At 68.5% G+C, this 24,256-nt stretch carries 25 protein-coding genes and 2 tRNA genes; 11 read left to right on the forward strand and 16 right to left on the reverse strand.

Annotated features, from left to right (window positions below; all coding sequences use genetic code 11):
• Positions 1 to 40: 40 nt before the first annotated feature.
• From AB0B89_RS20885 to AB0B89_RS20910, 6 genes are all read right to left on the reverse strand, one after another.
• Entirely contained in the window at positions 41 to 190 is a 150-nt protein-coding gene (locus AB0B89_RS20885; protein ID WP_358555124.1) for a hypothetical protein, read from the reverse strand.
• A 462-nt stretch (positions 191 to 652) separates the two neighbouring features.
• On the reverse strand, positions 653 to 1,012 hold the full coding sequence (locus tag AB0B89_RS20890) for a hypothetical protein (protein WP_358555127.1): 360 nt from the start codon (positions 1,010 to 1,012) through the stop codon (positions 653 to 655).
• 356 nt (positions 1,013 to 1,368) lie between these two features.
• The gene (locus AB0B89_RS20895) at positions 1,369 to 2,565 is read right to left on the reverse strand and encodes an FAD-dependent oxidoreductase (RefSeq protein WP_358555129.1); all 1,197 of its coding nucleotides are present in this window, start codon (positions 2,563 to 2,565) and stop codon (positions 1,369 to 1,371) included.
• 93 nt (positions 2,566 to 2,658) lie between these two features.
• Positions 2,659 to 3,603, reverse strand: a complete 945-nt coding sequence (gene sigJ, locus AB0B89_RS20900) for an RNA polymerase sigma factor SigJ (RefSeq protein ID WP_358555132.1) — start codon at positions 3,601 to 3,603, stop codon at positions 2,659 to 2,661.
• Positions 3,604 to 3,670: 67 nt separating this feature from the next.
• Entirely contained in the window at positions 3,671 to 4,939 is a 1,269-nt protein-coding gene (locus AB0B89_RS20905; protein ID WP_358555135.1) for an MFS transporter, read from the reverse strand.
• 253 nt (positions 4,940 to 5,192) lie between these two features.
• Positions 5,193 to 5,477 carry an SDR family NAD(P)-dependent oxidoreductase gene (locus AB0B89_RS20910; RefSeq protein ID WP_358555138.1) on the reverse strand — a complete coding sequence of 95 codons (285 nt, stop codon included), beginning with the start codon at positions 5,475 to 5,477 and terminating at the stop codon, positions 5,193 to 5,195.
• A gap of 130 nt (positions 5,478 to 5,607) precedes the next feature.
• On the opposite strand from AB0B89_RS20910, the gene AB0B89_RS20915 reads away from it, so the two are divergent.
• The 3 genes from AB0B89_RS20915 (at position 5,608) to AB0B89_RS20925 (ending at position 7,154) form a co-directional block, all read left to right on the forward strand.
• Positions 5,608 to 5,991 carry a DoxX family protein gene (locus AB0B89_RS20915; RefSeq protein WP_358555141.1) on the forward strand — a complete coding sequence of 128 codons (384 nt, stop codon included), beginning with the start codon at positions 5,608 to 5,610 and terminating at the stop codon, positions 5,989 to 5,991.
• A 78-nt stretch (positions 5,992 to 6,069) separates the two neighbouring features.
• Entirely contained in the window at positions 6,070 to 6,234 is a 165-nt protein-coding gene (locus tag AB0B89_RS20920; RefSeq protein WP_358555144.1) for a hypothetical protein, read from the forward strand.
• Complete coding sequence (locus tag AB0B89_RS20925) at positions 6,231 to 7,154, forward strand: RNA polymerase sigma-70 factor (RefSeq protein ID WP_358555147.1); 924 nt, start codon at positions 6,231 to 6,233, stop codon at positions 7,152 to 7,154. Before AB0B89_RS20920 ends, AB0B89_RS20925 begins: the two co-directional genes overlap by 4 nt.
• Before the next feature lie 420 nt (positions 7,155 to 7,574).
• Here the strand turns inward: AB0B89_RS20925 and AB0B89_RS20930 are convergent, their stop codons facing one another.
• Positions 7,575 to 7,994, reverse strand: a complete 420-nt coding sequence (locus AB0B89_RS20930; RefSeq protein WP_358555150.1) for a DUF6326 family protein — start codon at positions 7,992 to 7,994, stop codon at positions 7,575 to 7,577.
• 111 nt (positions 7,995 to 8,105) lie between these two features.
• Here AB0B89_RS20930 and AB0B89_RS20935 point away from each other — a divergent pair, with 111 nt between their 5' ends.
• Positions 8,106 to 9,020, forward strand: a complete 915-nt coding sequence (locus AB0B89_RS20935; RefSeq protein WP_358555153.1) for a histidine kinase — start codon at positions 8,106 to 8,108, stop codon at positions 9,018 to 9,020.
• Positions 9,020 to 9,664 carry a response regulator transcription factor gene (locus tag AB0B89_RS20940; RefSeq protein ID WP_358555156.1) on the forward strand — a complete coding sequence of 215 codons (645 nt, stop codon included), beginning with the start codon at positions 9,020 to 9,022 and terminating at the stop codon, positions 9,662 to 9,664. The genes AB0B89_RS20935 and AB0B89_RS20940 overlap by 1 nt, the downstream gene beginning before the upstream one ends.
• Positions 9,665 to 9,803: 139 nt before the next feature.
• On the opposite strand, the gene AB0B89_RS20945 is transcribed toward AB0B89_RS20940, so the two are convergent.
• From AB0B89_RS20945 to galU, 7 genes are all read right to left on the reverse strand, one after another.
• Positions 9,804 to 9,877 (reverse strand) — tRNA-Ala (locus tag AB0B89_RS20945).
• A 104-nt stretch (positions 9,878 to 9,981) separates the two neighbouring features.
• On the reverse strand, positions 9,982 to 10,947 hold the full coding sequence (locus tag AB0B89_RS20950; protein ID WP_358555159.1) for a hypothetical protein: 966 nt from the start codon (positions 10,945 to 10,947) through the stop codon (positions 9,982 to 9,984).
• A gap of 419 nt (positions 10,948 to 11,366) precedes the next feature.
• Complete coding sequence (locus AB0B89_RS20955) at positions 11,367 to 11,999, reverse strand: GNAT family protein (protein ID WP_358555162.1); 633 nt, start codon at positions 11,997 to 11,999, stop codon at positions 11,367 to 11,369.
• Positions 12,000 to 12,070: 71 nt separating this feature from the next.
• Complete coding sequence (locus AB0B89_RS20960) at positions 12,071 to 12,550, reverse strand: MogA/MoaB family molybdenum cofactor biosynthesis protein (RefSeq protein WP_358555165.1); 480 nt, start codon at positions 12,548 to 12,550, stop codon at positions 12,071 to 12,073.
• Positions 12,547 to 13,017, reverse strand: a complete 471-nt coding sequence (moaC, locus tag AB0B89_RS20965; protein ID WP_358555168.1) for a cyclic pyranopterin monophosphate synthase MoaC — start codon at positions 13,015 to 13,017, stop codon at positions 12,547 to 12,549. Before moaC ends, AB0B89_RS20960 begins: the two co-directional genes overlap by 4 nt.
• On the reverse strand, positions 13,014 to 14,222 hold the full coding sequence (glp, locus tag AB0B89_RS20970) for a gephyrin-like molybdotransferase Glp (RefSeq protein WP_358555171.1): 1,209 nt from the start codon (positions 14,220 to 14,222) through the stop codon (positions 13,014 to 13,016). Before glp ends, moaC begins: the two co-directional genes overlap by 4 nt.
• Positions 14,223 to 14,328: 106 nt before the next feature.
• The gene (galU, locus tag AB0B89_RS20975) at positions 14,329 to 15,234 is read right to left on the reverse strand and encodes a UTP--glucose-1-phosphate uridylyltransferase GalU (RefSeq protein WP_358555174.1); all 906 of its coding nucleotides are present in this window, start codon (positions 15,232 to 15,234) and stop codon (positions 14,329 to 14,331) included.
• Between the two features lie 24 nt (positions 15,235 to 15,258).
• On the opposite strand from galU, the gene AB0B89_RS20980 reads away from it, so the two are divergent.
• The gene (locus tag AB0B89_RS20980) at positions 15,259 to 15,819 is read left to right on the forward strand and encodes a 5-formyltetrahydrofolate cyclo-ligase (RefSeq protein ID WP_358555177.1); all 561 of its coding nucleotides are present in this window, start codon (positions 15,259 to 15,261) and stop codon (positions 15,817 to 15,819) included.
• Positions 15,820 to 15,977: 158 nt separating this feature from the next.
• Here AB0B89_RS20980 and AB0B89_RS20985 read toward each other — a convergent pair whose 3' ends face one another.
• Positions 15,978 to 17,045: an LCP family protein gene (locus AB0B89_RS20985; RefSeq protein ID WP_358555180.1), complete on the reverse strand. Its 1,068-nt coding sequence runs from the start codon at positions 17,043 to 17,045 to the stop codon at positions 15,978 to 15,980.
• Positions 17,046 to 17,174: 129 nt separating this feature from the next.
• On the opposite strand from AB0B89_RS20985, the gene AB0B89_RS20990 reads away from it, so the two are divergent.
• From AB0B89_RS20990 to cpaB, 4 genes are all read left to right on the forward strand, one after another.
• Positions 17,175 to 18,677, forward strand: a complete 1,503-nt coding sequence (locus tag AB0B89_RS20990) for a potassium/proton antiporter (RefSeq protein ID WP_358555183.1) — start codon at positions 17,175 to 17,177, stop codon at positions 18,675 to 18,677.
• 311 nt (positions 18,678 to 18,988) lie between these two features.
• Entirely contained in the window at positions 18,989 to 19,345 is a 357-nt protein-coding gene (locus AB0B89_RS20995) for an FmdB family zinc ribbon protein (RefSeq protein ID WP_358555186.1), read from the forward strand.
• A gap of 235 nt (positions 19,346 to 19,580) precedes the next feature.
• Positions 19,581 to 20,387, forward strand: a complete 807-nt coding sequence (locus AB0B89_RS21000; RefSeq protein WP_358555189.1) for an S-methyl-5'-thioadenosine phosphorylase — start codon at positions 19,581 to 19,583, stop codon at positions 20,385 to 20,387.
• Positions 20,388 to 20,435: 48 nt separating this feature from the next.
• Entirely contained in the window at positions 20,436 to 21,074 is a 639-nt protein-coding gene (gene cpaB, locus AB0B89_RS21005) for a Flp pilus assembly protein CpaB (RefSeq protein ID WP_358555192.1), read from the forward strand.
• Between the two features lie 94 nt (positions 21,075 to 21,168).
• On the opposite strand, the gene AB0B89_RS21010 is transcribed toward cpaB, so the two are convergent.
• A complete protein-coding gene (locus AB0B89_RS21010) occupies positions 21,169 to 22,203 on the reverse strand; it encodes a M15 family metallopeptidase (RefSeq protein ID WP_358555195.1) in 1,035 nt (344 codons plus the stop codon).
• Positions 22,204 to 23,837: 1,634 nt separating this feature from the next.
• Between AB0B89_RS21010 and AB0B89_RS21015 the strand changes: the two genes are divergently transcribed.
• Positions 23,838 to 23,910 (forward strand) — tRNA-Arg (locus tag AB0B89_RS21015).
• The last annotated feature ends 346 nt before the right edge of the window (positions 23,911 to 24,256 follow it).

A 24,256-nucleotide genomic window follows, 5' to 3' on the forward strand; every position in this document is an offset into this window, starting at 1 on the left:
GGGAGGAGCGTGCGCTCCTCCCACGCGGCCCCGATTGTTCTTAGTAGTCGGAGACCCAGTCGGTGGCCGGGTGTCCACCCGTGCTGTAGCAGCGGGACATCATGCCACCGGCGACGAGGAAGAGGTCGGCCTCATCGATGGCCGTCGGCTCGTTGCTGAGATCGTCCAGACTCACGATCTTCTTGTTCATGTTCTTTCCTTCCTTCACAGTGAGCCGCGTGCCCCGCCTGCAGTGGTGCGGAGACGTCTTCGGCTCATTTCCGAAGCACATCACCCGGCATTTGAATTCGGCTTGGTCACGGCTTGTCGCTCCCTGGATTGCCCTCAAGGTGTTGACGAGCACATGTGTGACCTGCGCGAACGAAGGATTGTTCTTGCTCCCGCGGTTGAAATGACCGTTTCCCACTTGAGACCATTCGGATGCCGCCGGCCCGCGCGGTGCCGGCCCGTCCGCCCGAAGCTCAGTGCTCCGGCGAGCTGCCTGAGCAACTGGCATCCGATCTCCGCGGACATCATCGATGCCGGCGAACATGACGCCCTGATCTGACCGATGGTGGACGAGACACCGGACGTACCGAGAGCGGTCCTGAGGGACGTCACGTCCGGTCAGGCACGCCAGGCTGGTGGCGCCCGCGCGCCGCGGCGCTGTGGGCTAGCGCAGCCAACGCTGAGCCGCGTCGACGCAGTCCTCGGGGCTGCTGTTGAAGGCGATGGCGGCGCCGGGCGTGTGCTGCCGGACGAGGTTGACCACCTTCTCGAAGAATTCGAGCAACGGCTCGTGCTTGCGGATGCCGCCCCCGATCACCACGCAGGCGTAGTCTTCGCGGGTCAGCGCCTCGACGATCACTCCTTCGGGGTTCTCGTCGAGTGCCACCAGGCACCAGTCGGCCTCGAGACCATGATCGCCGAAACGGGCCTGACCGCGTGCTATCGCCGCCTGAATCGGCTCCGGGTCCCAGTCTTGGAGCTTGGCGGGATCGAGACCGATCACCAGCACTCGTGCCTCTGTCACGGGTCCTCCTTCTCTCAGAACGTCTCTCGACGCCCGCTCGATGGTCGAAGGGTGCCGTCCGAGGCGACGCGGACGGCACTCAAGAAGCTCGGCGAGCAACTCGAACAGTCATCGCCGTACAACATTGCTCTGCAGAGATCGAAAAGGCCACTTCCCATGACGGGCAGTGACCTTTTGACGTGGGTGGATCGTTTCACGAGGGGGCCAGGAAGATCGCTTCCCGGAATTCCCGTGGTCGTTTCCCGGGGTTGTGAGGTGTCGAGGTCGTCAGGGTGCCCGCCCTGAGGCTTCTTGATTCTTTCGCCCGTCTTCTTTAATGCTCGACAGCATCAAGGGCACCTGCTTCGCTTCGTGCTCTACGCCGGCGCCCCGACGGCCGAGCCCGCCGCGGTGCGCTCACGCGTGACGCGGCGGCGCCGGGTAGGCAGCCCGAGGGTCGGGTTCGCGACGCCCCAGGCGGCGCCCTTGCAGACCAGTTCCTTGTAGACGGCGGCGAGCCGTCCGGTCAGGACCGCCCGCACGGCGCGGTCGTCGGCGGTGACGTACTGGATCAAGCCCTCCTTGCGGCCCAGGGAGATGCACTGGTTGAGGTAGCGGATCGGCACGTTCGGCAGCTTGCCGCCGGTCAGGCGCGCCACGATCGCGTCGGCGGCCTGCCACGCGGTCGGAACTCCCGAGGCGCACGACATCCGCAGCGGTTTGTCCCCGGGGCCCATCACCATGGCCGCGTCGCCGACGGCGTACACGTCCGGGTGCGAGACCGAGCGCATGGTCCCGTCGACCACGATCTGGCCGGTGCCGGTGACCTCCAGAGCGGTGGCCTTCGCGATCGGGTGGACCGCGAAGCCAGTTGTCCACACGGTGACCGCGGCTGGGATGACCTTGCCGTCCGCGGTGACGACGCGCCCGACTTCGACGCCGGTGACGGCGGTGCGGTCATGCACGGTGATCCCGAGCTTGCCGAAGGCCTTCCGCAGATGCTCGCGGCCCTTATGCGAGAGCCAGTCCCCGAGGTCGCCGCGGGCGGCGAGGGCGACGTCGAGGTCCGGGCGGGCCTCGGCGATCTCGGTCGCGGCCTCCATGCCGGTGAGGCCGCCGCCGACGACGACCACCGTCTGCCCGGCGCCGAGGCGGGCCAGACGGTCGCGCAGCCGGAGCGCTCCAGGGCGACTGGCGATCTCATAGGCGTGCTCGGCGGTCCCAGGCACACCTTGGGCGTTCCAGCCGCTGCCGAGGGCGTAGACGAGCGTGTCGTAGGCGAGTTCTTCAGCGCCGTTCGCGTCGACGACGGCGACGGTCTTGCGGTCGACGTCGACGCCGGTGACCTTCGCGAGCCTCTGTTCGACGCCGGTGCCCGCGAACATCTCACTGAACGGCCGGGGCTTGAGGTCCTGGCCGGCCGCCAGCTGATGCATGCGGACGCGTTCGACGAAGTCGGGTTCGGCGTTGACGAGGGTGATGGCGACGTCCTCGCGGCGGAATCGTTTTGCGAGGCGGCCGGCGGCGATGGCTCCGGTGTATCCGGCTCCCAGGACGATGATGCGGTGCTGCATTTCCTTGCTCCTGTCTCGCGCAGGTTTGCCACCTGAACCGGGCGGCCCACCGTTTCCTGACAGGAACGCGATGTGAAGCACCTCACATACTGGCTAGAAGGCTGTGCACAGGAACTCCCCATGGTCGGCGGCCGCCCAGCGCGCGGTCGCGCGTTCGAGCTTGCCGGGGTTGACCTGGCTGCGGACTGCGGTGATGCCCTCGGCGGTGACCTCCAGGCACGTGACTCCGACGACCCGGCCGTCCACGACGGCCACGACGGCGGGGTCACCGTTGGCGGTCCAGGCGTAGACCTCGGGCACGCCGCCGACGATGGCGCGTTTGGCCTCGCCGGGTTTGAACAGGCCCCGCAGGAACTTCGCGACCGCGACGGCGCCCTCGAACGCCTTGGCGCGGGCCGGGACCCTCCCGCCACCATCTCCGATCGAGATGGCGTCCTCGGTGAGCAGGCGCACGAGCGGCTCGGTCTGACCGCTGGTGGCGGCCGCCAGGAACTCCTTGACGATCCGCAGGGCGGTGGCCTCGTCGACTTCGGTTCGGGCCTTGCCGCCTGCGACGTGCTTCTTGGCGCGGTGGAAGATCTGTTGACTGGCCGCCTCGGTGAGGTCGAGGATCTCGGCGATCTCCCGGTGCGGGTAGGCGAAGGCCTCCCGCAGCACGTACACCGCCCGCTCGTTCGGGGAGAGGCGCTCCATGAGGGTGAGGATCGCGTACGAGACCGATTCGCGCTGCTCGGCGGTTTCGGCGGGGCCGAGCATCGGGTCCCCGGCGAGCAGCGGCTCGGGAAGCCACTGGCCCACGTAGGTCTCGCGGCGCGCCCGCGCGGAGGTGAGCTGGTTGAGGCACAGGTTGGTGAGGACCTTGGTCAGCCAGGCCTCAAGGACCTCGATGTGGTCGACGTCGGCGGCCTGCCAGCGCAGGAACGTCTCCTGCACGGCGTCCTCGGCCTCCCCGGCGGAGCCGAGGAGGCGGTAGGCGATGGCCTCCAGGCGCGGCCTGGAGGCCTCGAACCGGTCGATGTCGTTCGCGCCCAGGGGCATGGCCCGATCCTAAATCGCGCTGCGCGAATCAGCCGCCGTTCTGAGCGTTGACGACGCAGGGTCATCGTCAGGCACCGAAGGCGTCCTTATGGGGGGTATCCAACTGTGTGACTCTGATCCGCGATGACCCGAATGACCAGATGATCGCGTAGGAAATGGCGAAAACCCCAAGGAGACGAGTGGTATCGGTCATCCCGATGGTCGCGGCCATGGGTGCGACGGCAAGTGTCGACACTCCCTGGAACGCGGACGAGAGGCTGAAGAAGAACACCATGACCCGTCCACGGATGTGGTCGGGTGTCGTCAGTTGCAGACCATTGAGGGCAAGGATCGCGCACGCGCCCACTCCGATGTGGCCCACCAAGGCCGCGGCCATTCCTGGGCCGAGGTGAGTGCTGTGGGCCAGGAACAGGTATCCGAGACCGAAGGTGGCCAAGGCCGCCGCAGCCACGTACAGCCGTCGGCGTGTTGAGCCCGACGTGAGCAGTCTGCCCACGAAGGGACCGAGAACGGCACCAATCCCCTGTCCGAGGTACAGGACGCCGACTCCCGCGTCGCCGACGTGGAAGCGATCGAGGGCGTAGAGGGGCAGGAGCCCGACCATTCCGTAGCAGAGACGCAGCCCTGCGGTCAGCCACAGCAAGGCCGACGCCACCGGAGTAGCTCGCAGAAACCGCCAGAGCTCGGCTGTATCAGCTCCTATCCGCAGCCGGCGCATAGTCATGGCGCTGGAGAAGGGCCGCTTGATTCTCGCGACAAGAAGCGCGGAGAAGACAAACGAGGCGCCATCGATGAGGAGTGTGGCCGAGGTTCCCCATGCCGCGGTGACCACGCCTCCCAGACCGGCTCCCACAAGCAGGCCGGCCGAATACAGGCTGCCGATCACGGCCTGGGCCAGTGGCAGTTCCCGGCGGGTGACAAGGTTCGGCAGTGCGGCCTCAGGGATGGGGCCGGCCACCGCGGCGAACACGGACAATGCGGCCAGGCACCCCAGCGCCAGCGCTACAGAACCAGCTTGAAAGGCGACCAGCAAGCCGATGACCGGAACCAACGAGCCCAGGTCGCACGCGACTCGAAGACGTTGCCGGTCGAAGCGGTCGGTCATCGGGCCGATCAGCGGAAACAACAGCACTCCGGGAAGGGAGTTGATCGCGAACAGCAGCGCCGTCCACCCCGCCGAACCGGTGTGGTGGTAGACGAACCCGCTCAAGGCGACGAAGGCTAACCAGTCGCCTGTCAGGCTGAACGCGCAAGCACCGATGAGACGTCTGAAATCGGCGCTGCCGCATAGCAACGCGAAGAGGCTTCCGGAAGATTGACGGCATGCAGGCAACACTCGATGACTCCAGCAGTGTCCGATCCCGGGTAATAACCGGGAGAGAGCGACGAAGACGAGTCGTCGGCCCCGCAGTGAGCGGGGTGCGGGACATCTGCTGGTCAGTCACAGAGGTGCTGCATAGCAGCATGGTAGATCATCGGCACTGCACTACGCGTCGAGCGGGTGCGATGCGGTAGTGCGCCCGCGTTCTCGGGCAGGTGGCTCGGCGACAAGGATCCCGCGCTCGGTAGTGACTGTCAGCGCTTGCCATTTACGGTGTGGAGTCGCAGGACCGCATGGCATCCAGTCGGTCGATGTGCTCCCGGACGAGCCGTACCGCGTCGGTCACCGAGTCGTCCGAGGTCACGTCAAGCGGGACCATGATCACCTTCGCGCCGCCGTCGGTCAGTTCGGCTGCGGCTGCCCGTCCTCGCCCTTCGTCGCGCGAGCCGAGGAAGATCGTCCAACCCTGCTCCCCGAGCCGCCGGGCCGCCTCAAAACCGAGCCCCGTGTTGCCTCCGGTGATCAGCACCGAGGTCTGTTCCGAGTTCGTCATGCCCTCTGAGACGAGACACCCCGCTGAGCTGTGACACAGGCCGTACGCGCGCGGGTGTTCGGAGATGTCACTGGCGGGGTTGCTATCTCGTCTAGGGAGGTGCGGGCAATCCTCGATCAAGGAGTGGACGATGAACCTCGCGTTGTGGATCGCTGCCGGGCTGCTGGCCGTGGTGGCGCTGAGCGGCGGCATCAGCAAGACGTTCGTGCCCAAGGAGAAGCTGGCCGCGGTCCGTGGTGGGGGATGGACCGCAGACGCCAGTGTCGGCTTCGTCAGGACCCTGGGTGTCCTTGAGCTCCTGGCTGCGGTGGGCTTGATGTTGCCCGCCGCGCTCGACATCGCGCCGGTTCTGGTGCCGGTGACCGCGGTCTGCTGGATCCTGCTGATGGTCGGCGCGATGACCACCCACGGCCGACGTGGCGAATCCGCGTTCGTGGTGCTGAACCTGATCTATCTCTCGGTTGCGGCGTTCATCGCGTGGGGCCGCTTCTGCCCCGGGTCCTTCACCGGCTGACCGGCGGCGACACAGTTCCCGATCATCTGGCCCCGTCCCGTGGAGGGGCGATGGTCGATCACGGAATGATGATCATGCATGTGTTTCATGGCAGGCGGGACCGGGGTTCTGGGGCAGCGGCTGGTCATGAAGCACATCAACCGGTGGTTCACACAGACCAACCGGCTGCGCACGGAGGGACGGACCACCTGCCGGCTGCCCTGCCCCTCGTGGCGGCAGGGTTTCAAGGAGGAGCTGGTATGAGCAGGGCAGAGGAGTTTCAGGAGCTGCGGCCGCTGTTGTTCTCGATCGCCTACCGGATTCTGGGCAGCGTGAGCGAGGCCGAGGACGCGGTCCAGGAGACCTGGCTGCGCTACTCGACCTCCCCGACCGAGCCCGGGTCGGTCAAGGCGTTCCTGTCGGCCGTGGTGACCCGGATCTCGATCGACGTGCTGCGCTCGGCCCGGGTCCGGCGGGAGGAGTACGTCGGGCCGTGGTTCCCCGAGCCGCTGCTCGCCGATCCTTACCAGGACCCCGAGCGGTCGGCGGAGCTGGCCGACTCGTTGTCGATGGCGGCCTTGGTGCTGCTGGAGCGGCTGTCCCCGCTCGAGCGGGCGATCTTCGTGCTGCGGGAGGTGTTCGACTTCGGCTTTCCCGATGTCGCGTCGGCCGTGGGGCGCTCGGAGGCGGCGTGCCGCCAGCTGGCGGTGCGGGCGCGGCGCCATATGGTCGCAGGCCGGCCCCGCTTCGAGGCGGACGGTAAAGAGCGAGATGAACTGGCGTCGCGGTTCTTCGACGCCCTCCGCGAAGGCGACGTCGCCGGCCTGCAGAACCTGCTGGCTGCCGACGTATCGATGGTCGGCGACGGCGGCGGCAAGGCCCCGCAGCTGGCCAAGGCCGTCATCGGCGCCCAGAACGTGGCCCGGCTGCTCGCCTCCGTCTTCCCCCAGATGGCCCTGATCGGCGTGACGGGCGAGGCGCGCGAGATCAACGGCCAGCCGGGCGCGATCTTCCGCGACCGGGACGGCAAGGTGCTCCACACCCTGGCGCTTGATGTACTCGACGGGCAGATCCAGACGATCCGCGTGGTGATCAACCCCGACAAGCTCGGGCACGTGGGCCCGGTGGCGGACGCCTGGGCAATCGACCGCGAAGTAAGACAGGCACGCCGACCCACGGAGTAGCCGCGACAGCCGACTGCACCTCGAACCCCGCTCCGGGCACGGCCGCCCCGATCTACCCGCGATCTGGCCTCGATAGAGATCATCGCAGGCTGGCGCCAAAGCGCCGGAGCCACCCAGCCCACCTCCGGCTACAGCGCCACCCTGGCGGTCGCCGCCCGCCGTCGCCCAACCCCGCTCCACACCGCAAACCCATCCGGGCACAGAACGAAGGGGTCAACGGCTCCACAGCCGCCCGACGCGCCCCTCGGAGCTCGCTAAGCGATCACATCAACCCGACAAACGGCGAATCCCGCCCGATCAAGCCGATCGGACGGGATCTCGTCAACCACTCTTGAGCTACCTCAAGAACGGCCCTGGGTGGAGCTGAGGGATTCGAACCCCTGACCCCTTCGATCGGAACGGACGACCTCTGGTTCCTCGTCAACCGAACGTCCGCCCCGGTCGACGTGCCCGGTGAGGGCCCATTGGCGCCTCGGGAGGTGCGGGTGCTGCGCCGGCCCAACGCCAGGCCAAGACGGCGATGAGTGCTGTGGCGGACATCTCGACGACGCTGTAGGCGATGTAGTAGCCCGTCGACGGTCCCACGGTCAGCGACCAGATCTGCACCAAGGTCATCACGGTTCCCGCTCCGACGTTGGTCCAGCGGTTCGGGCCGTACGGGGCCAGGAAGGAGACGAGGGTCGCGGCGATCGGGATCTCCATCAGGGCCGCCGCCGACAGCAGGAAGCCGGGGGTGACCTCCATCGGGTTGACCTCGGCGGGATCCATGAGGCCGAGGATGTCGCAGTAGAGGTAGTTGAACATGACGAAGATCCATAAAGCGGACAGTGTGTTCTTCACGGCGCCGAAGCTAGTCGCGGGCTGCCGGGCGGCGCTTCCCTCCCGGGAGCCGATCGCGATTCACTCCTGTGGGCGAGGACAAAGGGGGCGATCGGGCGCGACGATGGGCGGGTGACCTCCCTGCTGGACGTCCGCGCCGTCCGGGTGCTGCTGTGGGCGCTCATCCGAGTGGCCACCGCGCCGGTGGCGCTCGTCCTGATCGTGGTCAGGGCGCTGCGCCCGTTCGTCGCGCTGGTCCTGCTGCTCGTCACGCTGTTCCCCGGGACGTTCGGCGACCAGGACGTCGAGGTCTCCTGGCTGGAAGGGCTGGTCTGCGTCGCCGTCCTGGGGCTGATGCTGCTGCCGCTGCGCCGCGTCCTGGCCTCGCTCGCCGCCTGGCACCTGCGGCTGGCCGCCCGCCTGCTGGGGCCTGGGCCGGGCGAGCTGGCGCTGGCCCGCGCCCAGGAGCAGCTCCGGATCGACCAGGAGCTGCACGACAGTATCGGCCACATGCTGTCGATGATCGTCGTTCAGGCCGGCGCCGGCGTGCACGTCTTTGACCACGACCCCGGCTTCGCCCGCGAGGCGCTCTCCACCATCGAGCAGCGCGGTCGGGCCGCCCTCGGCGAGCTGGACCGGATCATCTCCGGCATCCAGGGCCACGCGCCCCTGCCCGGCGGTGACGACCCGGCCGCCCTGACCGCGCTGATCGACGGTGCGCGCGAGGCCGGGATGGCGGTGACCGCGTCGATCGAGGCGACCGGCCTGCCGCCCGCGATCGGGCGCGGGGTGCACCGGATTGTCCAAGAGGCGCTGACCAACGCGGCCAAGCACGCCCCCGGCCGCCCGGTCACCGTGGAGGTCGGCACCGGCTCCGGCGCGGTGACGATCCGCGTGGTGAACGCCTTCGACGGTCCCGCCTTCCCGGGGCACGGGCACGGCCTGGCCTCGATCCGCGACCGGGTGAGCCTGCTGGGCGGCACGGCCACCATCGGCCCCGCGGCCGGCGAGTTCACCGTGCGGGCCGTCCTGCCGCTGGAGTCCTGATGCGGATCGCGATCGTCGACGACGACCCCTTGGTGCGGATCGGCCTGCGCGCCATCCTGTCCAGCGAGCCCGACTGGGAGGTGAGCGCCGAAGCCGGTGACGGCCGGGCCGCGCTCGCCCTCACCGGCGGCCCCCTGCCCCCCGACGTCGTCCTGATGGACATCCGGATGCCCGGCATGGACGGCCTGGAGGCCACCCGCCGCATCACCGTCGCAGAGGACGCTCCCCGCGTCCTGGTGCTGACCACGTTCGAGGTCGACGCGTACGTTTTCGACGCACTTCGAGCGGGTGCGAGCGGTTTCGTACTGAAAAGGGTGCCGCCGAAGGAACTGATCGAAGCCGTCCGCGTCGTCGCCTCGGGCGAGTCACTGGTTTTCCCCGCCTCGACTCGCGGCGTCATCGAACGCTTCGCCGTACGAACCGGGAGACCGCTGCCGGAGCTGTCGGAACGCGAACGGGATGTCCTCCGGTCGTTGGCGCGCGGGCGGTCCAACGCGGAGATCGCCGGCGAGCTGTTCCTGTCGGTGCAGACGGTGAAGTCGCACGTGGCGTCGGTCCTGCTCAAGCTGGGCGTACGGGACCGGACCCAGGCGGTGATCGCCGCTTACGAGACAGGGTTCGTGGTGGCGGGAACGGGTCGATGAGCGTCAGCCGCACTCAGCGCTGGAGTGCCAGCAGTCCGGGCCGGTAGGGCCGCCGCCGCCGCCGAGAGCGCCGTGGTCATAGTCACCCAAAAGATCAAAAAGGCCGTTTCCGATCTGCGGAAACGGCCTTTGACCTGGGTGGAGCTGAGGGGATTCGAACCCCTGACCCCTTCGATGCGAACGAAGTGCGCTACCGGACTGCGCTACAGCCCCTAGGACTCGACCAGATTAGCAAACTTTGGCGACCACCCGCGCCACTCGTGTCGACAGAACACCGACAGCCCGGATCCGGACGGCCGCCCGCGCTGCGGAGCGCGTCAGTCGCCGACCGCGCGGCGGGTGCGGTCCGCGTACTGGTCGAAGGGCTCGACGCGCTTGCGGAACTCAAGGATCTCGGCCTCGGCCTGCTGAGCGGCCTCTTCGAGCGCACGCTCGCGCTCGCGTGCCCTGCGGTCCCGCTCGGCGCGTGCCTTCGCGGCCTCGACGCGCCGCTCCGCGTCCGCCGCCACGGCGACGCGCAGGACCGCGAGGTACGACGCCAGCAGGACGCCGGAAGGCGCCACGCTCCACCAGGGCGCCACGCCGGCGGCCGCCGTCACCAACGAGGCGAGATGGAGTAGCACGGTCCACAGGAGCCATCTGCGGCGGCGCGCCATCACCCTCGCCCGACGACGGCACTCCTCCTGGAACAGGTCCTCATCGGAGAGCTCTCCGGTGAGTACGCCAGGATCCGGCTCGGTCTCGGTGCCGGATGAGCCGCCAGGGGCCTCGTCGGCGGAGCCGCCATCCGCGGTCCTGGGCTTGGGGACATCCGGCGAGAAAGCACCGCGCTTGGGGACATCCGGCGAGAAAGTGCCAGGCCTGGAGACATCCGGAGAGGAGGCGCCAGGACTGGAGAAACCCCGGGAGGAAGCCGCGGGCCTGGAGATTTCTGGGGACGAAGCGCCCGGCCTTGAGGGCCCGTGGGGCGTGGCTCGCGCGTCAGGGTCGGGGCGGGTTCGAGACACGGCGCCAGGTGATCCGTGCGCGCCTGATCCGGCGCGGGACTCGGGGGCGCCGAGCTCCATGGTGATCTCGTCGTCGGCGGTGGCCGTGGCGAGCGCGGCATGGCCGGACTGGACCTCGGACACCTGAAGATCGGCGAGGGTGTCCCCATCGGACTCCTCGCCCTCGTTGTAAAGCTCGGCGATCTCGACCGAGGCACGGTCACGGCGCAGCCACATCGGCACGAGCACGCACAGCCACATGAGGACGATGCCGAGATAGAGGAAGGCGCTACTCACCCGCCCACCTCCCGGGCGACGCTCATCAGCCGGGGCTGAGCGGTGGCCGGCCGTCCACGCCGGGCGGGGCTCGTCAACCGCCACTGCTCGGATCCAGGCAAGGTGGATCTTCTCAACCCACCCTGGTCGGATCCAGGCAGAGTGGATCTTCTCAACCCACCCTGGGCGGCGTCACCCCATCCGCCCGAGGCAGGAATCCTCAACCCACCCTGGTCGGCATGCGGGCAGGCACGCCGGCCGGCGCCCGGCGGGCCGCTGTGGGCAGCGTGAACACACCACGGGGCCGGTGGCGTCGCAAATGTGCTCACGTCACGCACCGTAGGACCGCGTGTCACTGGTTGACGAGCATTCGGTGCGGTGTGTCGCGAGATCGTCAACCTGTTTATCCCCAGGCCTACGTCAAAGCTGTCTATGGCCCTCTAGGAGGAGCCGTCGTGTGCGGTTTTCTCCCGGGTCTGCCTCCACTGGGCCAGGAGCCCCCGGGGCACGTCTTCGAGCGTCAAGGCGTAGCAGATGTGGTCGCGCCAGGCGCCGTCGATGTGGAGCTGCCGCCGGCGGATGCCCTCTTCGCGGAACCCGAGCTTCTCCACGACCCGGCGGCTGGCGTGGTTCTCGGGTCTGATGTTCGCCTCCAGGCGGTGCAGGCCCACGGTGAAGAAGCAGTGGTCGACGGCCATCGCGAGCGCCGTGGGGGTGATCCCGCGCCCCGCGAGGGTGCCGCTCACCCAGTAACCGACCTGAGCCGACCTCGCCGAGCCCCAGACGATCGCGCCCACCGTGAGCTGGCCGGCGAACGCCCCGCGCCAGGTCACGACCCAGGGCAGCGCCAGGCCCTGCCGAGCCTCGCGGCGCAGGGTGCCGACCATGGAGATGTACGGCCCGAGGCCGGTGCGGAACAGCGGGGTCTCGGGGTTGCTCGGCTCCCATGGCCGCAACCAGTCGGCGTTGCGCAGTCGGGTCTCCCGCCAGGCACTGACATCGCGCAGACGCAGCGGCCTGAGTCCCACCGGTCCCTCGTTCAGGTTCGCCGGCCAGCCGCGAAGTCGATCCACGCGTCAATCATCCCCTGTCCGACCCCGAATTCGCCATGGCGGAGACAAGGCCCTCGCTGTTACAGCGTCCGTCAGTGGCGGGGATGGTCGCCACCCCTGATCTGATCGACGGCGTGCCGGAGGATCGGAGCCAGGACGGCCATGCCGTCCCGGACGCCTCCCGACGAACCGGGCAGGTTGACGACGAGGGTCGTCCCCGCCTGGCCGGCCAGCCCGCGCGAGAGGATCGATGTGGGCACCTTCTCGCGGTTGGCCTGCCGCACTGCTTCCGCGATGCCCGGGATCTCGCGTTCGATCACCCGGCCGGTCATCTCCGGGGTGAGGTCCTGCGGGGTCAGCCCGGTGCCTCCGGTGGTGACGATCACGTCGTACCCCTCGCGGACGCCCTCGCGCAGGGCGGCCTCGACGGGCTCACCGTCGGGCACGACTCTCGGGCCGTCCACCTGCTCGCAGCCGGCCTCGGCCAGCAACTCGACCAACAGTTGTCCCGATTTATCGGCGTAAATCCCGGCGGCGGCGCGGTTGGAGGCCGTTACCACCAGAGCCCTCACGGCCGGGTCCAGACGCCGGTCTTCCCACCGGTCTTCTCCTCGACCCGCACATCGGTGATCACCGCCGCCGGATCCACCGCCTTGATCATGTCGATCATCGCCAGGCCCGCGACGGAGACGGCCGTGAGCGCCTCCATCTCCACGCCCGTACGGTCGGCGGTCTTGACCCGGGCGGTGATCTCCACCCCGGAGTCGACCACGACGACCTCCACCTTGACCCCGTGCAGCGCGATCGGGTGGCAGAGCGGGATCAGGTCGGGAGTGCGCTTGGCTCCCTGGATGCCCGCGATGCGGGCGACCCCGATCGCGTCGCCCTTCGGCACGGTGCCGGATCTCAGGATCTCCACGGCCTCCGGTGACAGCAGCACCCGGCCCGTGGCGCGGGCCGTACGGACGCTGACGTCCTTGGCCGACACGTCCACCATGCGGGCGGCGCCGGACTCGTCGAGATGGGTCAGCTCACTCACAGCGGGATCACCTCCACGGACGTACCCTCGGGCAGACCGGTGACGTCCTCGGGCACCACGATCAGGGCGTTCGCTCCGGCGAGCGCCGCGAGCTGGTGGGACCCCTGCCCGTGGACGGGGGTCACCACGGCGCTCCCGCCCACGGTGCTCAGCACTCCGCGCAGGAAGGAACGCCGGCCCGCGGGAGAGCGCACCGCCGCGGCCGTCGTCGCGGTCACGGAGGCCGGAGGCCCGGCGGGCACGCCGCGCATCTTGGCGAGCGCGGGCTTCACGTACAGCACGAACGAGACGTACGAGGAGACGGGATTGCCCGGCAACGTGAAGATCGGCACCCGCCGGTCGCCCAGCAGGCCGAAGCCCTGGGGCATGCCCGGCTGCATGGCGACCTTCTCGAACCTGACCGTGCCCAGCGGCGACAGCGCCTCCTTGACCGGCTCGTACGCGCCCATCGAGATGCCGCCCGTGGTGATCACGGCGTCGGCCTCGCCGATGAGGCCGTGCAGGGTGGCGAGGAACTCCTCGGGATCGTCGCCCACGGCGCTCCTCCGGAACGCCACCCCGCCGGCCTGCTGGACGGCAGCGACCATGGTGTAGCTGTTGGACTCCCAGATCTGCCCGTGACCCAGCGGGCTGCCCGGGTCGACCAGCTCGGCGCCGGTCGACAGGACCACCACGCGCGGGCGCGGATGGGCGAGGACCGTACGCCGCCCCACCCCGGCGAGGATGCCGAGCTGGGGCGGGCCGATCACGGTGCCCGAGGCCAGAACGAGGTCTCCGGCGCGGACGTCCTCCCCCGACCTGCGGATGGCGTTGCCCGGAGGAGCGGGCCGGCTGATCGCGACCTTGACGGTGCCCCCGTCGGTCCATTCGACGGGGACCACCGCGTCGGCGCCCTCGGGCACGGGCGCCCCGGTCATGATCCTCGTGACGAAGCCCCGCTCGACCGCTCGCGACGCGGTGTCCCCGGCCGGCACGTCGACCGTCACCGGCAGCACGACGGGATCGTCGCCTGTCGCCCCCGCGACGTCCCCGGCGTGTACGGCGTAGCCGTCCATGGCGGAGTTGTCGAAGGGCGGCAGCGCGACCGGAGAGGTGACGTCCTCGGCCAGGGTGGAGCCGAGCGCCTCCTGGAGGTCGAGCTCGACCGGATCCAGGGGACGTACCGCACCGAGGATCTCGGCCAGATGGGCGTCAACCGTTTTCATCGCGTCCCCCGACCCGCGGAGGCTTCACCGCGTCCACCAACCCGTGGAATCTTCATCGCATCGACCCATCTGTGGAGGCTTCATCGCGTCGAACGGTGCGCGCAGGCTACTGAGGGAGATCGTCGAGGAACTCGCGGAGCCACGAGATGAACTCAGGCGCCAGATCAGGACGGTCCGCCGCGAACTGGACGACCGTGCGGAGGTAGTCGATCTTATTGCCGGTGTCGTACCGGCGCCCCCGGAAGAGCACGCCGTGGACCGGGCCGCCCTCCTCGTTGGAACGGCCGGCGAGCTCCATCAGCGCGTCGGTGAGCTGGATCTCCCCGCCACGCCCGGGAGCGGTGTTCTCCAGCACCTCGAAGACCGCCGGGTCGATGACATAACGCCCGATGACCGCCCAGTTCGACGGGGCGTCCTCGGGCGCGGGCTTCTCCACGAGGCCGGTGACGCGGACCACGTCGTCCTCGGAGGTCGGCGAGATCTCCGCGCAGCCGTACAGGGAGACCTGCTCCCTCGGCACCTCCATCAGCGCGACGACGCTGCCGCCGTAGGTGTCGCGCACCTCGATCATGCGCTTCAGCAGGTGGTCACGGTAGTCGATGAGGTCGTCGCCCAGCAGACAGGCGAACGGGTGGTCGCCGACGTGCTGCTTCGCGCACAGGACGGCGTGGCCGAGTCCCTTGGGCTCGCCCTGCCGCACGTAGTGGAAGGTGGCGATCTCCACCGGCTCAAGGACCTGCGAGAGCCGCTCGGAGTCGCCCTTGGCGGCGAGCACCTCCTCCAGCTCGTACGCCCTGTCGAAGTGGTCCTCGATGGAACGCTTGTTCCGGCCTGTCACCATGAGGAGGTCGAGGAGCCCGACCGAGACCGCCTCCTCGACGACATACTGGATGGCCGGCTTGTCGACGATCGGCAGCATTTCTTTGGGGGTCGCCTTGGTCGCCGGCAGGAATCGCGTACCAAGACCGGCGGCGGGGATGACAACTTTCGTCACTGGATCGTAGTCAGCCATGGATGCACCTTAATGGAGGGCCGAGTGGACAAAGCGGAGCTGCGCCGGAGGATCGTCGCCGCACGAGCAGGGCTGTCGGATCCGCGCGGCTCGGCGACCGCGATCAGGGAAACGCTACTCGACCAGCCCTGGGTCCAGATGGCCGGGCTGGTGGCGTGCTACTGGTCGATGGGCACGGAGCCGGCGACCCAGGGCCTGGTGTTCGCCCTCTGGAAGCACGGCGCCACGGTGATCCTGCCCGTGCTGAAACCGGACGACGATCTCGACTGGGCGGTCTACGACGGGCCCGACTCGATGGCCCCGGGGCCGCGCGGCGTCATGGAGCCCGTGGACACGCGGCGGGGCGTGGACACCATCCGTACGGCCGCCCTGGTCATCGTGCCCGCGCTGGCCGTCGACCCGTCCAGCGGGGTCAGGCTCGGGCGCGGCGGCGGCTCGTACGACCGGGCGCTGGCGCGGGTCGGGCCGAACGTGCCGACGGTCGCGCTGCTCCACGAGGGCGAGTTGATCGAGGGCATCCCCTCGGAGCCGCACGACCAGGCCGTCTCGATGGCGGCGCTCCCGTCCGGGATCGTCACCTTCTGAGGCGCTTTTGGAGACGAAGACGCTTATCTGTGGCGAAGGCGCTTTCTGAGACGAAGGCGCTTTCTGAGGCATCTTGAGGCTTCTGAGGCGGAACGCTTTGTGAGGCTTCCGAGGCGGAGACTGGCGGGGAGACGCCTTCGGACGGGGAGCCCGGGTCGTCACGGGAGGATCGTCAGGTCGTTCAGGCCGCCGCTGTCCTTGAAGTACTGCTCCAGGGTGTCGCCCCTGACCGCCTCGAAGAACGCCACCCCGGCCTTCCTGTCCAGGCGTACGACACTGGCGCCCTTGACGGTCGCGGTGCCGATCGTGGGGATGGTGGTGGAGTCCACGGTGTCCGGCCGGATGTCTCTCAGCTCCAGCGCGAGACCGCGCAGCGTGCTCAGGGTCACGCCCGAGTCGACGCTGACCGCCTGCGTGAGCGCCTCCAGGAAGGCGTTCAGCTTGAACGGATCGGTCAGCAGCTCCTTACTGATGATCTTGTGTCCCATCGCGCCGATGAACGCCTGCTGCCGCTTGATGCGGTCGAAGTCGCCCCCCGGCAGGTTGTACCGCTGCCGGACGAACAGAAGCGCCTTCTCGCCCTGCAGGTGCACCTCGCCCTGCGGCCACGTGATCTTGTTCATCGGGTCGTACACCTTGCGGGACACGTAGACGTCGACGCCGCCGATCACCTCGGTCATGGCGACGAACCCCTGGAAGTCGAGCGCCGCGAAGTGGTCGATACGTATCTTGGTCAGGTCCTCGACCGTCTTGATCAGCAGCTTGGGGCCACCGAAGGCGTACGCTGCGTTGATCTTGTTGTTTCCGTGCCCGGGGATACGGACATAAGAGTCGCGGGGGATGCCGATGAGGGTGAGCCGATCCCGGGCGGCCGGGACGTGGACGATCATGATCGTGTCGGCCCGCTGGTTGCCCGACTCGCCCGGCCGCTTGTCCGACCCGATGAGCAGCCAGTTCTGCGCGTCTCCGACGGCCTTGGCAGGCCGCCCCGCGTCCTCGGGGAACGCCCCAGGGATGCGCTGGATGTTGCCGTTCAGCGTGATCTGACGCTCCATCACCAGCGCGAACCCCGCCGCGAAGACCATGGCGAAGATGAGCCCCGTGACGATCAGCAGCCGGCGCACCAGGCGCCGCTTCTTGGGCGCCTTCGCCGGGACGGCCTCCTCGTCACCGGCGGATTCATCCTTCCTCGTGTTCTCCAGAACCGGGGAAGTCTCGTCGGTCACTGCCGTCACCTGATACCCGTCGATATAGCGCCTCTTGTGTCGCGTGTGACGGTAGCTCATAGCAGTTCATCGTGGTAGAGGCGCATACGAATACGACACAATGGACGGAAAACACGAGATGGGGGGCCGGTGAACCTGAATATCTGGCTGCTCCTCGCGTCCGTCGTCGTCATCGCCGCCATCGCCTCGGTGCGGGTGGCCCACCGCACGGGGCTGCCGAGCCTGCTGATCTATCTCGGGCTCGGCCTGCTGGTCGGCGAGGCGGGGCTGGGCATCCAGTTCGAGAACGCGCAGCTCGCGCAGCAGATCGGCCTCGCGGCCCTCGCCGTGATCCTCGCCGAGGGCGGCCTCACCACGAACTGGCAGCACGTCCGCCGGGCCGTACCTAGCGCTCTGGTGCTCGCCACGGTGGGCGTGGCCGTGAGCATCGTCGCCCTCGCGTCCGCCGTCCACTGGCTGCTGAACATGGACTGGCGTACGGCCCTGCTGCTCGGGGCCATCCTCGCCTCAACCGACGCGGCCGCGGTGTTCTCCGTACTGCGCCGTCTTCGCCTTCCCCAGCGCCTGTCCGGCATCCTGGAGGCCGAGTCCGGCTTCAACGACGCGCCCACGGTGATCGTCGTCGCCATGCTCAGCCAGGTGAACACTCCGCTGCCGAGCGTGGGGCACGTCGTCTTCGACGCCCTGTTCGAGCTGGCGGTCGGATGCGCGGTCGGCCTCGGGGTCGGCCCTCTCGGCGGATACGCCCTGCGGCGGGTGGCGCTGCCGTCGTCCGGCCTCTACCCCATCGCCGTGCTCGCCCTCGCGTTCGTCGCCTACAGCGGCGCGGCGCTCCTGCACGGCAGCGGCTTCCTCGCGGTGTACCTGGCCACTCTGGTCCTCGGCAACACGCGGCTGCCGCACCGGGCGGCGACCCGGGGCTTCGCCGAGGGGGCCGCGTGGCTGGCTCAGATCGGCCTGTTCGTCATGCTGGGCATCCTCGCCAGCCCTCACGAGTTGCCCGCCGCCGTCGTGCCCGGCCTGATCGCCGGCCTCGCTCTGCTCCTGGTCGCACGGCCCCTGTCCGTCGTGCTCTCGGCCCTGATCGTACGGCTGGGGCGCCTCGACGGGCTCTCCTGGCGCGAACAGGCGTTCCTGTCGTGGGCGGGACTACGAGGGGCGGTGCCCATCGTGCTCGCCACCATCCCGTGGGCGACCGGGCTCATCGGCGCCAAGGGGGTGTTCAACGAGGTCTTCGTCATCGTGATCGTCTTCACGATGGTGCAGGGGCCGACGCTGCCGTACCTCGCGCGGATCCTGCGGGTGAACGCGCTCGACGAGGCCCGCGACCTCGGGGTGGAGGCGGCCCCGCTGGAAGAGCTCAACGCCGACCTCCTGCAGATCACCATCCCACCGGGCTCGGGGCTCCACGGAGTCGAGATCTTCGAGCTTCGCCTGCCCTCGGACGCGGCCGTCACCATGGTCGTACGCGAGGGCCGCTCATTCGTCCCCGAGGGCTCCACACGCCTGCGGGCCGAGGATCAGCTCCTGGTCGTCACCACGGCCGCGTACAGGCAGACCGTCGAACGCCGCCTTCGAGCGGTGAGCCGCCGCGGCAAACTCGCCGGCTGGTACGGCGAACGCGGCGAGTGACAGCCCCTCACCACGCACAAGCCACCTCACGGCCCTCCCGCAGGGCCACCTCACGCACGGGCCACCTCACGCACGGGCCACCTCACGCAGGGCCGTCGCCTCTTTACGCAGGCCGCTCGCACAGTCACCGCATGGCTCGCACGGTCACTGCGGTGGGGCCTCTTACGGGGTACCCCACAGAGCCTGTGACGGGGATTAGAACCTGCCTGGGTGGCGTTCAGCCTAATCGGCTGCGTACCATTAGCAGTCGCATCGGTAGAGTGCCAGTCTGCGTGAGTCATACTCGGCTTGAGTCATACGAGGAGGAGTGCGTGCCCACCTACCAGTACGCCTGTACCGCTTGCGGTGAAGGGCTCGAAGTCGTCCAGAGATTCTCCGACGACGCGCTGACCACATGCCCAAGCTGCGAGGGCCAGCTGCGCAAGGTGTTCTCGGCCGTCGGCATCGTCTTCAAGGGCTCCGGCTTCTATCGGACGGACAACCGCTCGTCCACCACCTCCGGGGTCTCGTCGTCCAGCGGTTCCCCCGCTTCTTCTGGTTCCTCGGCTTCCTCCGGTTCCAGCGGCTCCGGGGACTCCGGCGGCTCCGACTCCGGAAGCACCACCACGACCAAGAAGGAGCCCGCCTCGGCGAGTTCTTCGGCGTCCGCGAGCAGCTCGGCCGCCTGACGACGCCCGGGTTGTACGGCTCCCCCGCAGGCCGTACAACCTTTCTTGAGCCCCCTCGGACCTCGGGTCTCCGGACCTGGCAGCGATGCGCCCGCCGACGCTGTGTATCAGCGGCGGGAATCACCCATCACAACGTGCCCCGATCTCCGTGCCACCCGTCATTTCGCCCTAGGGTTATCCACAGGTCTCGACTCGGGTCTCTTCCGCGCGGGGCCGGGGCGCTAGTGTCTGCGCCATGGTCATGAGAGCGGAAATCGGGGTCATCGGCGGTTCAGGGTTCTACTCCCTCCTTGATGATGCCGAAGAGATCGACGTCGCCACGCCGTACGGGCCGCCGAGCGACACCATCACTGTCGGCCACATCGGCTCGCGCGCGGTCGCGTTCGTGCCCCGCCACGGCCGCGATCACCGGTTTGCTCCCCATCGCATTCCCTACCGGGCGAACCTCTGGGCTCTTCGCTCCCTCGGCGTGCGCCAGGTGCTGGCGCCGAGCGCCGTCGGATCCCTCCGCCTTCAGTACGGTCCGGGCACCCTTGTGATCCCTGACCAGCTCGTCGATCGCACGTCGGGCCGGGTGCAGACCTATTACGACACGAGCGGCGCGGTCCACGTCCCCTTCGCCGATCCCTACTGCCCCGTCGGCAGGGCCCTGTCCTATTCAAGGGCCGAAGCCGAAGGCTGGAATGCCGTCGACGGGGGCACTCTCGTCGTCATCGAGGGTCCCCGCTTCTCCACCAGGGCGGAGTCCCGCTGGTTCGCCTCCAACGGCTGGTCGATCGTCGGCATGACCGGCTATCCGGAGGCCGTTCTCGCCCGCGAGCTGGCCCTGTGCTACACCACGCTGGCCCTGGTCACCGATCACGACGCCGGAGTCGAGACGGGTGAGGGCGTCACCCAGGACGAGGTCTTCGAGTTCTTCGCGGCCAACAGCGAGCGCATGCGCGCACTCGTCGGCTCGGTGGCCGCCGAGCTGCCGACAGAACGCGCCTGCCCCTGCGGCGACGCACTGAACGGCATCAAGCTCCCCTTCGAACTCCCCTGATCCCCCCACTCGACCCACGAACCTCACCTTCAGCCGCAGGAGACACCCATGCGGGCCGCACTCCGTGCAGTTCGGGTACTCAACCGCCGGCGCCGGCTCGTGGCCGTCGTCCTCGCGGCGATGGCCACGGCGAGTGTCGGCCTGGCCATGCGTCCGGCTCCGTCCACCGAGGTCCTGGCCGCCGCCCGGGACCTCAGGGCAGGCACGCTGTCAGCCTCAGACCTGACCGTGGCACTCATCCCTGACGCCGCGGTGCCCGACGGCGCGCTCCGCCCCGGAGCGCCCGTCGCCGGACGCGTCCTGGCCGCTCCGGCCCGGCGCGGCGAGCCTCTCACCGACGTACGCCTGCTCGGCCCCTCCCTGATCGACGCCTACGGCCCCGGCATGCTTGCCACGCCCGTACGCATCACCGACGCCGGTTCGGCACGCCTGCTTCGCGTGGGCGATGTCATCGACGTGATCGCGGCCGCGGCCCAATGGGACGACGCCGCCCTCGATCCGCGCACGGCCACAGTGGCTCAGGCGGTCACCGTCATGGCCTTGCCACGCTCGGCGGGCGCGGAGGACTCCATGACGGAAAGCGGCGCTCTCGTCGTCCTGGCCACCACACCGGAGCAGGCCGCCCGCCTCGCCCAGGCCGGTACGGGCTCACGCCTGTCGATCACCATCCACGGCCACCCCCGATGACCAAGCGACCAGCCGCATTCGCCCCACCGCCTGGAAACCGCCAGGCGAAGCACCTTTCAAGGACCGGGCACTCTAGGCAGCACAGATATCCCGTCTACAGCAGAGAGCCGAGCTTCGGGTCGTACTCCCAGTGCCACGGCTCGAACGGGCTGTGATAGGCCCAATCGGGGTGCATCCACCCGAACTTCTTGCTGTTGGCCTCAAGCCAGTTGAACTGCACCGAGCGGAAGACGTCGACGCCACCACACAGGTCCACCGCGAGCCCGAGCCCGTGGTTGCTTCGTCCGGGTACGGCGGCGAAGCCCGGCCTGCGGTAGAAGACGGCCTGCTGCTCACTGAGGTTGCGGTAACTGTCGGTCACGCACATTGGCCTGCCGAACTGTTTCCTGTACGCCTCGTTGAGCGCGACGAAGGCGATCGCCGCGTCCGCTCGCAACTCGCGGCCCGGTTGCTGCAGCGGGCACAGGGCGCTCTTGGGGAGGAGCCCGTTGGGGTACTGCGCGGCGGCGCTCACCTGGGTGGGGTCGCACGCCGCGCCCGTACGGCCGCCCTGGTTGACGCGCACCCCGAGCTTGGTCAAAGCCTGGGACAGGGACTTCACGACAGTCGCCGACCGCTTCCTCAGCGTGTCGATCTCAAGGCTGAGCTGGGCCTCCACCAGCAGCTTCGTCGCCCGAAGATCCTGCGCCTCACTAGCCAGCCTCTGCTGCTCCTGGTAGAGCCGCCCCGCGTCGGCCAGAACCTTGTCACGACCCGACACGATGTAGGTCATGTCACTCAGAGCACGAAGGCTGCCCGCGTCCTTCTCACCGGTGAAGAAGGGCGCCATGTCGCCACCCGAAGGCTCCTGGTACAGAGACTGCACCAGGTCCGCCAGCGGCCTGCGCACCTTGGACATCTCCAGAGTGGCCGTGCGCAGCTGCTCCAGCTTGCCCTTGAGCTCCTTGTCGGCCTTCGCCAGCGTCGCCTGCCGCTGTTCCAATGCCTTCGTGGCATCCGCCAGCGCCTGGGACGACTTCTCGGCGTCCCGCCGCAATTGATTAAGGTTGCCCGGATCGAGCTCCCGGGTTGCAGCCTCTTGGGCGACCGACCGCGCCTGCGCCGAGCCCGACGACGTCATGGTGATCATGGAAACCATCACCATGAGGACGGCGATCAAGCCCGCCGATCGGGGAGATGGCACGTTACGGACCCCTCCGTTTGCGAAATTGTGACCTGAGCCCGGCACGCACGTTACTACAGCAACCGGTGTAGTCGGACCCGAGTCGCGAGAGCCGTTATGTACGGATCATGGCATTTATACCTTCTCGCTATCGCACGCTTGGCACAGTTGCCACAGCCAGTTGCCGCGCCACGCGGGAAAACACCCCGCTCGCCACACGCCCTCCGGCACCCCAGCCCCAGCCATCGCCATCGCCGAAACTCCCTCTACGGGCATCCACGACCTAGCGGAACCCACCGAAGAAGCCCCCAACCCCCGCATCCCGAACCCAGCCGCAAGCACCGCCGAAACCCCCACTGCCGGCACCCCGGACCTGGCGGGACGCACCGCCGAAAGTCCCGATGCCTGCCGCACCGACATGCCGGGAACACCCACCTCCGGCACACCCCACCCACCGGACCACACCGCTCCAGAACGCCCGACCGTCAGCTCGATCTCCGTACGTTCCGCCGGGTCCGCGGTTCGTACACCCTCCCTCGACGGCGCCGGCTGCGTACGTTCTGCGGAATCCGCAGCTTGTAAGCCCTCTGTCGACTCCACTACCTCCGCACATTGTGCCGCGACGGCAGCACATGAGCCCTCCGTCGACTGCACCGCTCGCCCGCGTCCCGCCGACCGAGCAGTTTGTGGGTGTTCCTCCGGGCGCGAGCCCTGGGCAGGATCCTCCGGGCGTTCGCCCTGGGCACGGTCCTCCGGATTCAGGGCTTGCGCGTTCTCACTCGGATGCGCGGCTGGAGTGCGGTCCTCGGACGACACCACCTGCCCGCGCTCCTCCGGCCGTACGGCGCCTTTGTGATCTTCCTGCGGAACCAAGGGCACCCGGTCATCCGGCCGCGCCGCCCGCCCGTGTTCCCCCGACGACATCGTCGTCGCGCGTTCTTCACGAGGGGCAGCCCATACGTGCCGCCCTGGACGATCGCGCCTCACCCCAGGCCATATCGCCGCTGTGTCCGGCTTTTCAGCCCGCAACACGCGACCCAGCCATCCATCACGATCAGCCTGTGGATAGCGTCCCGCCGATTCCCCATGTCCAGCCTTCAGGTGTGGATCCACCGGCTCCCACCCACCGGCCCTCATCCGCGAGACGTCCAGCACCTTCTCGTCCACGGGGATCAACGGAGTCGGAACCACACCCTGGTACCCAAAGTCCGCATGCGGCGGAGCGGGCACAGGGGTCACGAAGACCATGCTGGGCACCCCTTGCCACCCCGACGCGACCTTCATCTTCACCGCATCTTGCGGCCGGCCTCGCACATGCTCCTCATATCCAGTGAGCTCAGCCACAAGGAGCCCTGCCGCGAGGACCGCAGGCGCCAGCATCGCCGCCAGGAGCACACCCGGCCGGACACCCCGGCGCCTCTCAACCTGCTTTCGTCGCTCTCCGCTCACGCTGCGTGACAGTAGTCACACAGCGCTACCGTACGTTGCTGGCATGTCAGCCTTTTACCCCAGCTCAGCGCACACATGGGATACGAGTCGCAAAGCCAAGCCACGCCTCTGCACACATGGTGCTCGCCTTTCGGTACGCTTACACCAGCCCCGCCTCCGTAGCTCAGGGGATAGAGCACCGCTCTCCTAAAGCGGGTGCCGCAGGTTCGAATCCTGCCGGGGGCACCTGGTTGACCTTGTGATTCGCCGCCTGACCTGCACCTATGGACAGGAGTAGGTGACAGAACAGAGACGGGCGAGAGCAGCAACATGCAACTGTAGGCAGTCGTATGTCAGCACCCGTGCAATATGTGTGCAACGATCTTGAAGCCGTTTTGCCAGGTCAGCCCAAATATGCGAATGGCCCCGAGGTAACCCGAGGCCATTCCGCAACCGCTCGGATCACTCGTTCAGAGCGTTCAGGATCTTGGAGCTCGCTAGGAGCTGTTTGGAGTTCGGATCATGTGGTTGAGGTGAGGAGCTTCAGCCACATGATCGAGCCTCGGAGGTGGAGTCCGGCCTCGTAGCTTTC

It is taken from the genome of Sphaerisporangium sp. NPDC049002 (assembly GCF_040649355.1).
GTDB lineage: Bacteria > Actinomycetota > Actinomycetes > Streptosporangiales > Streptosporangiaceae > Sphaerisporangium.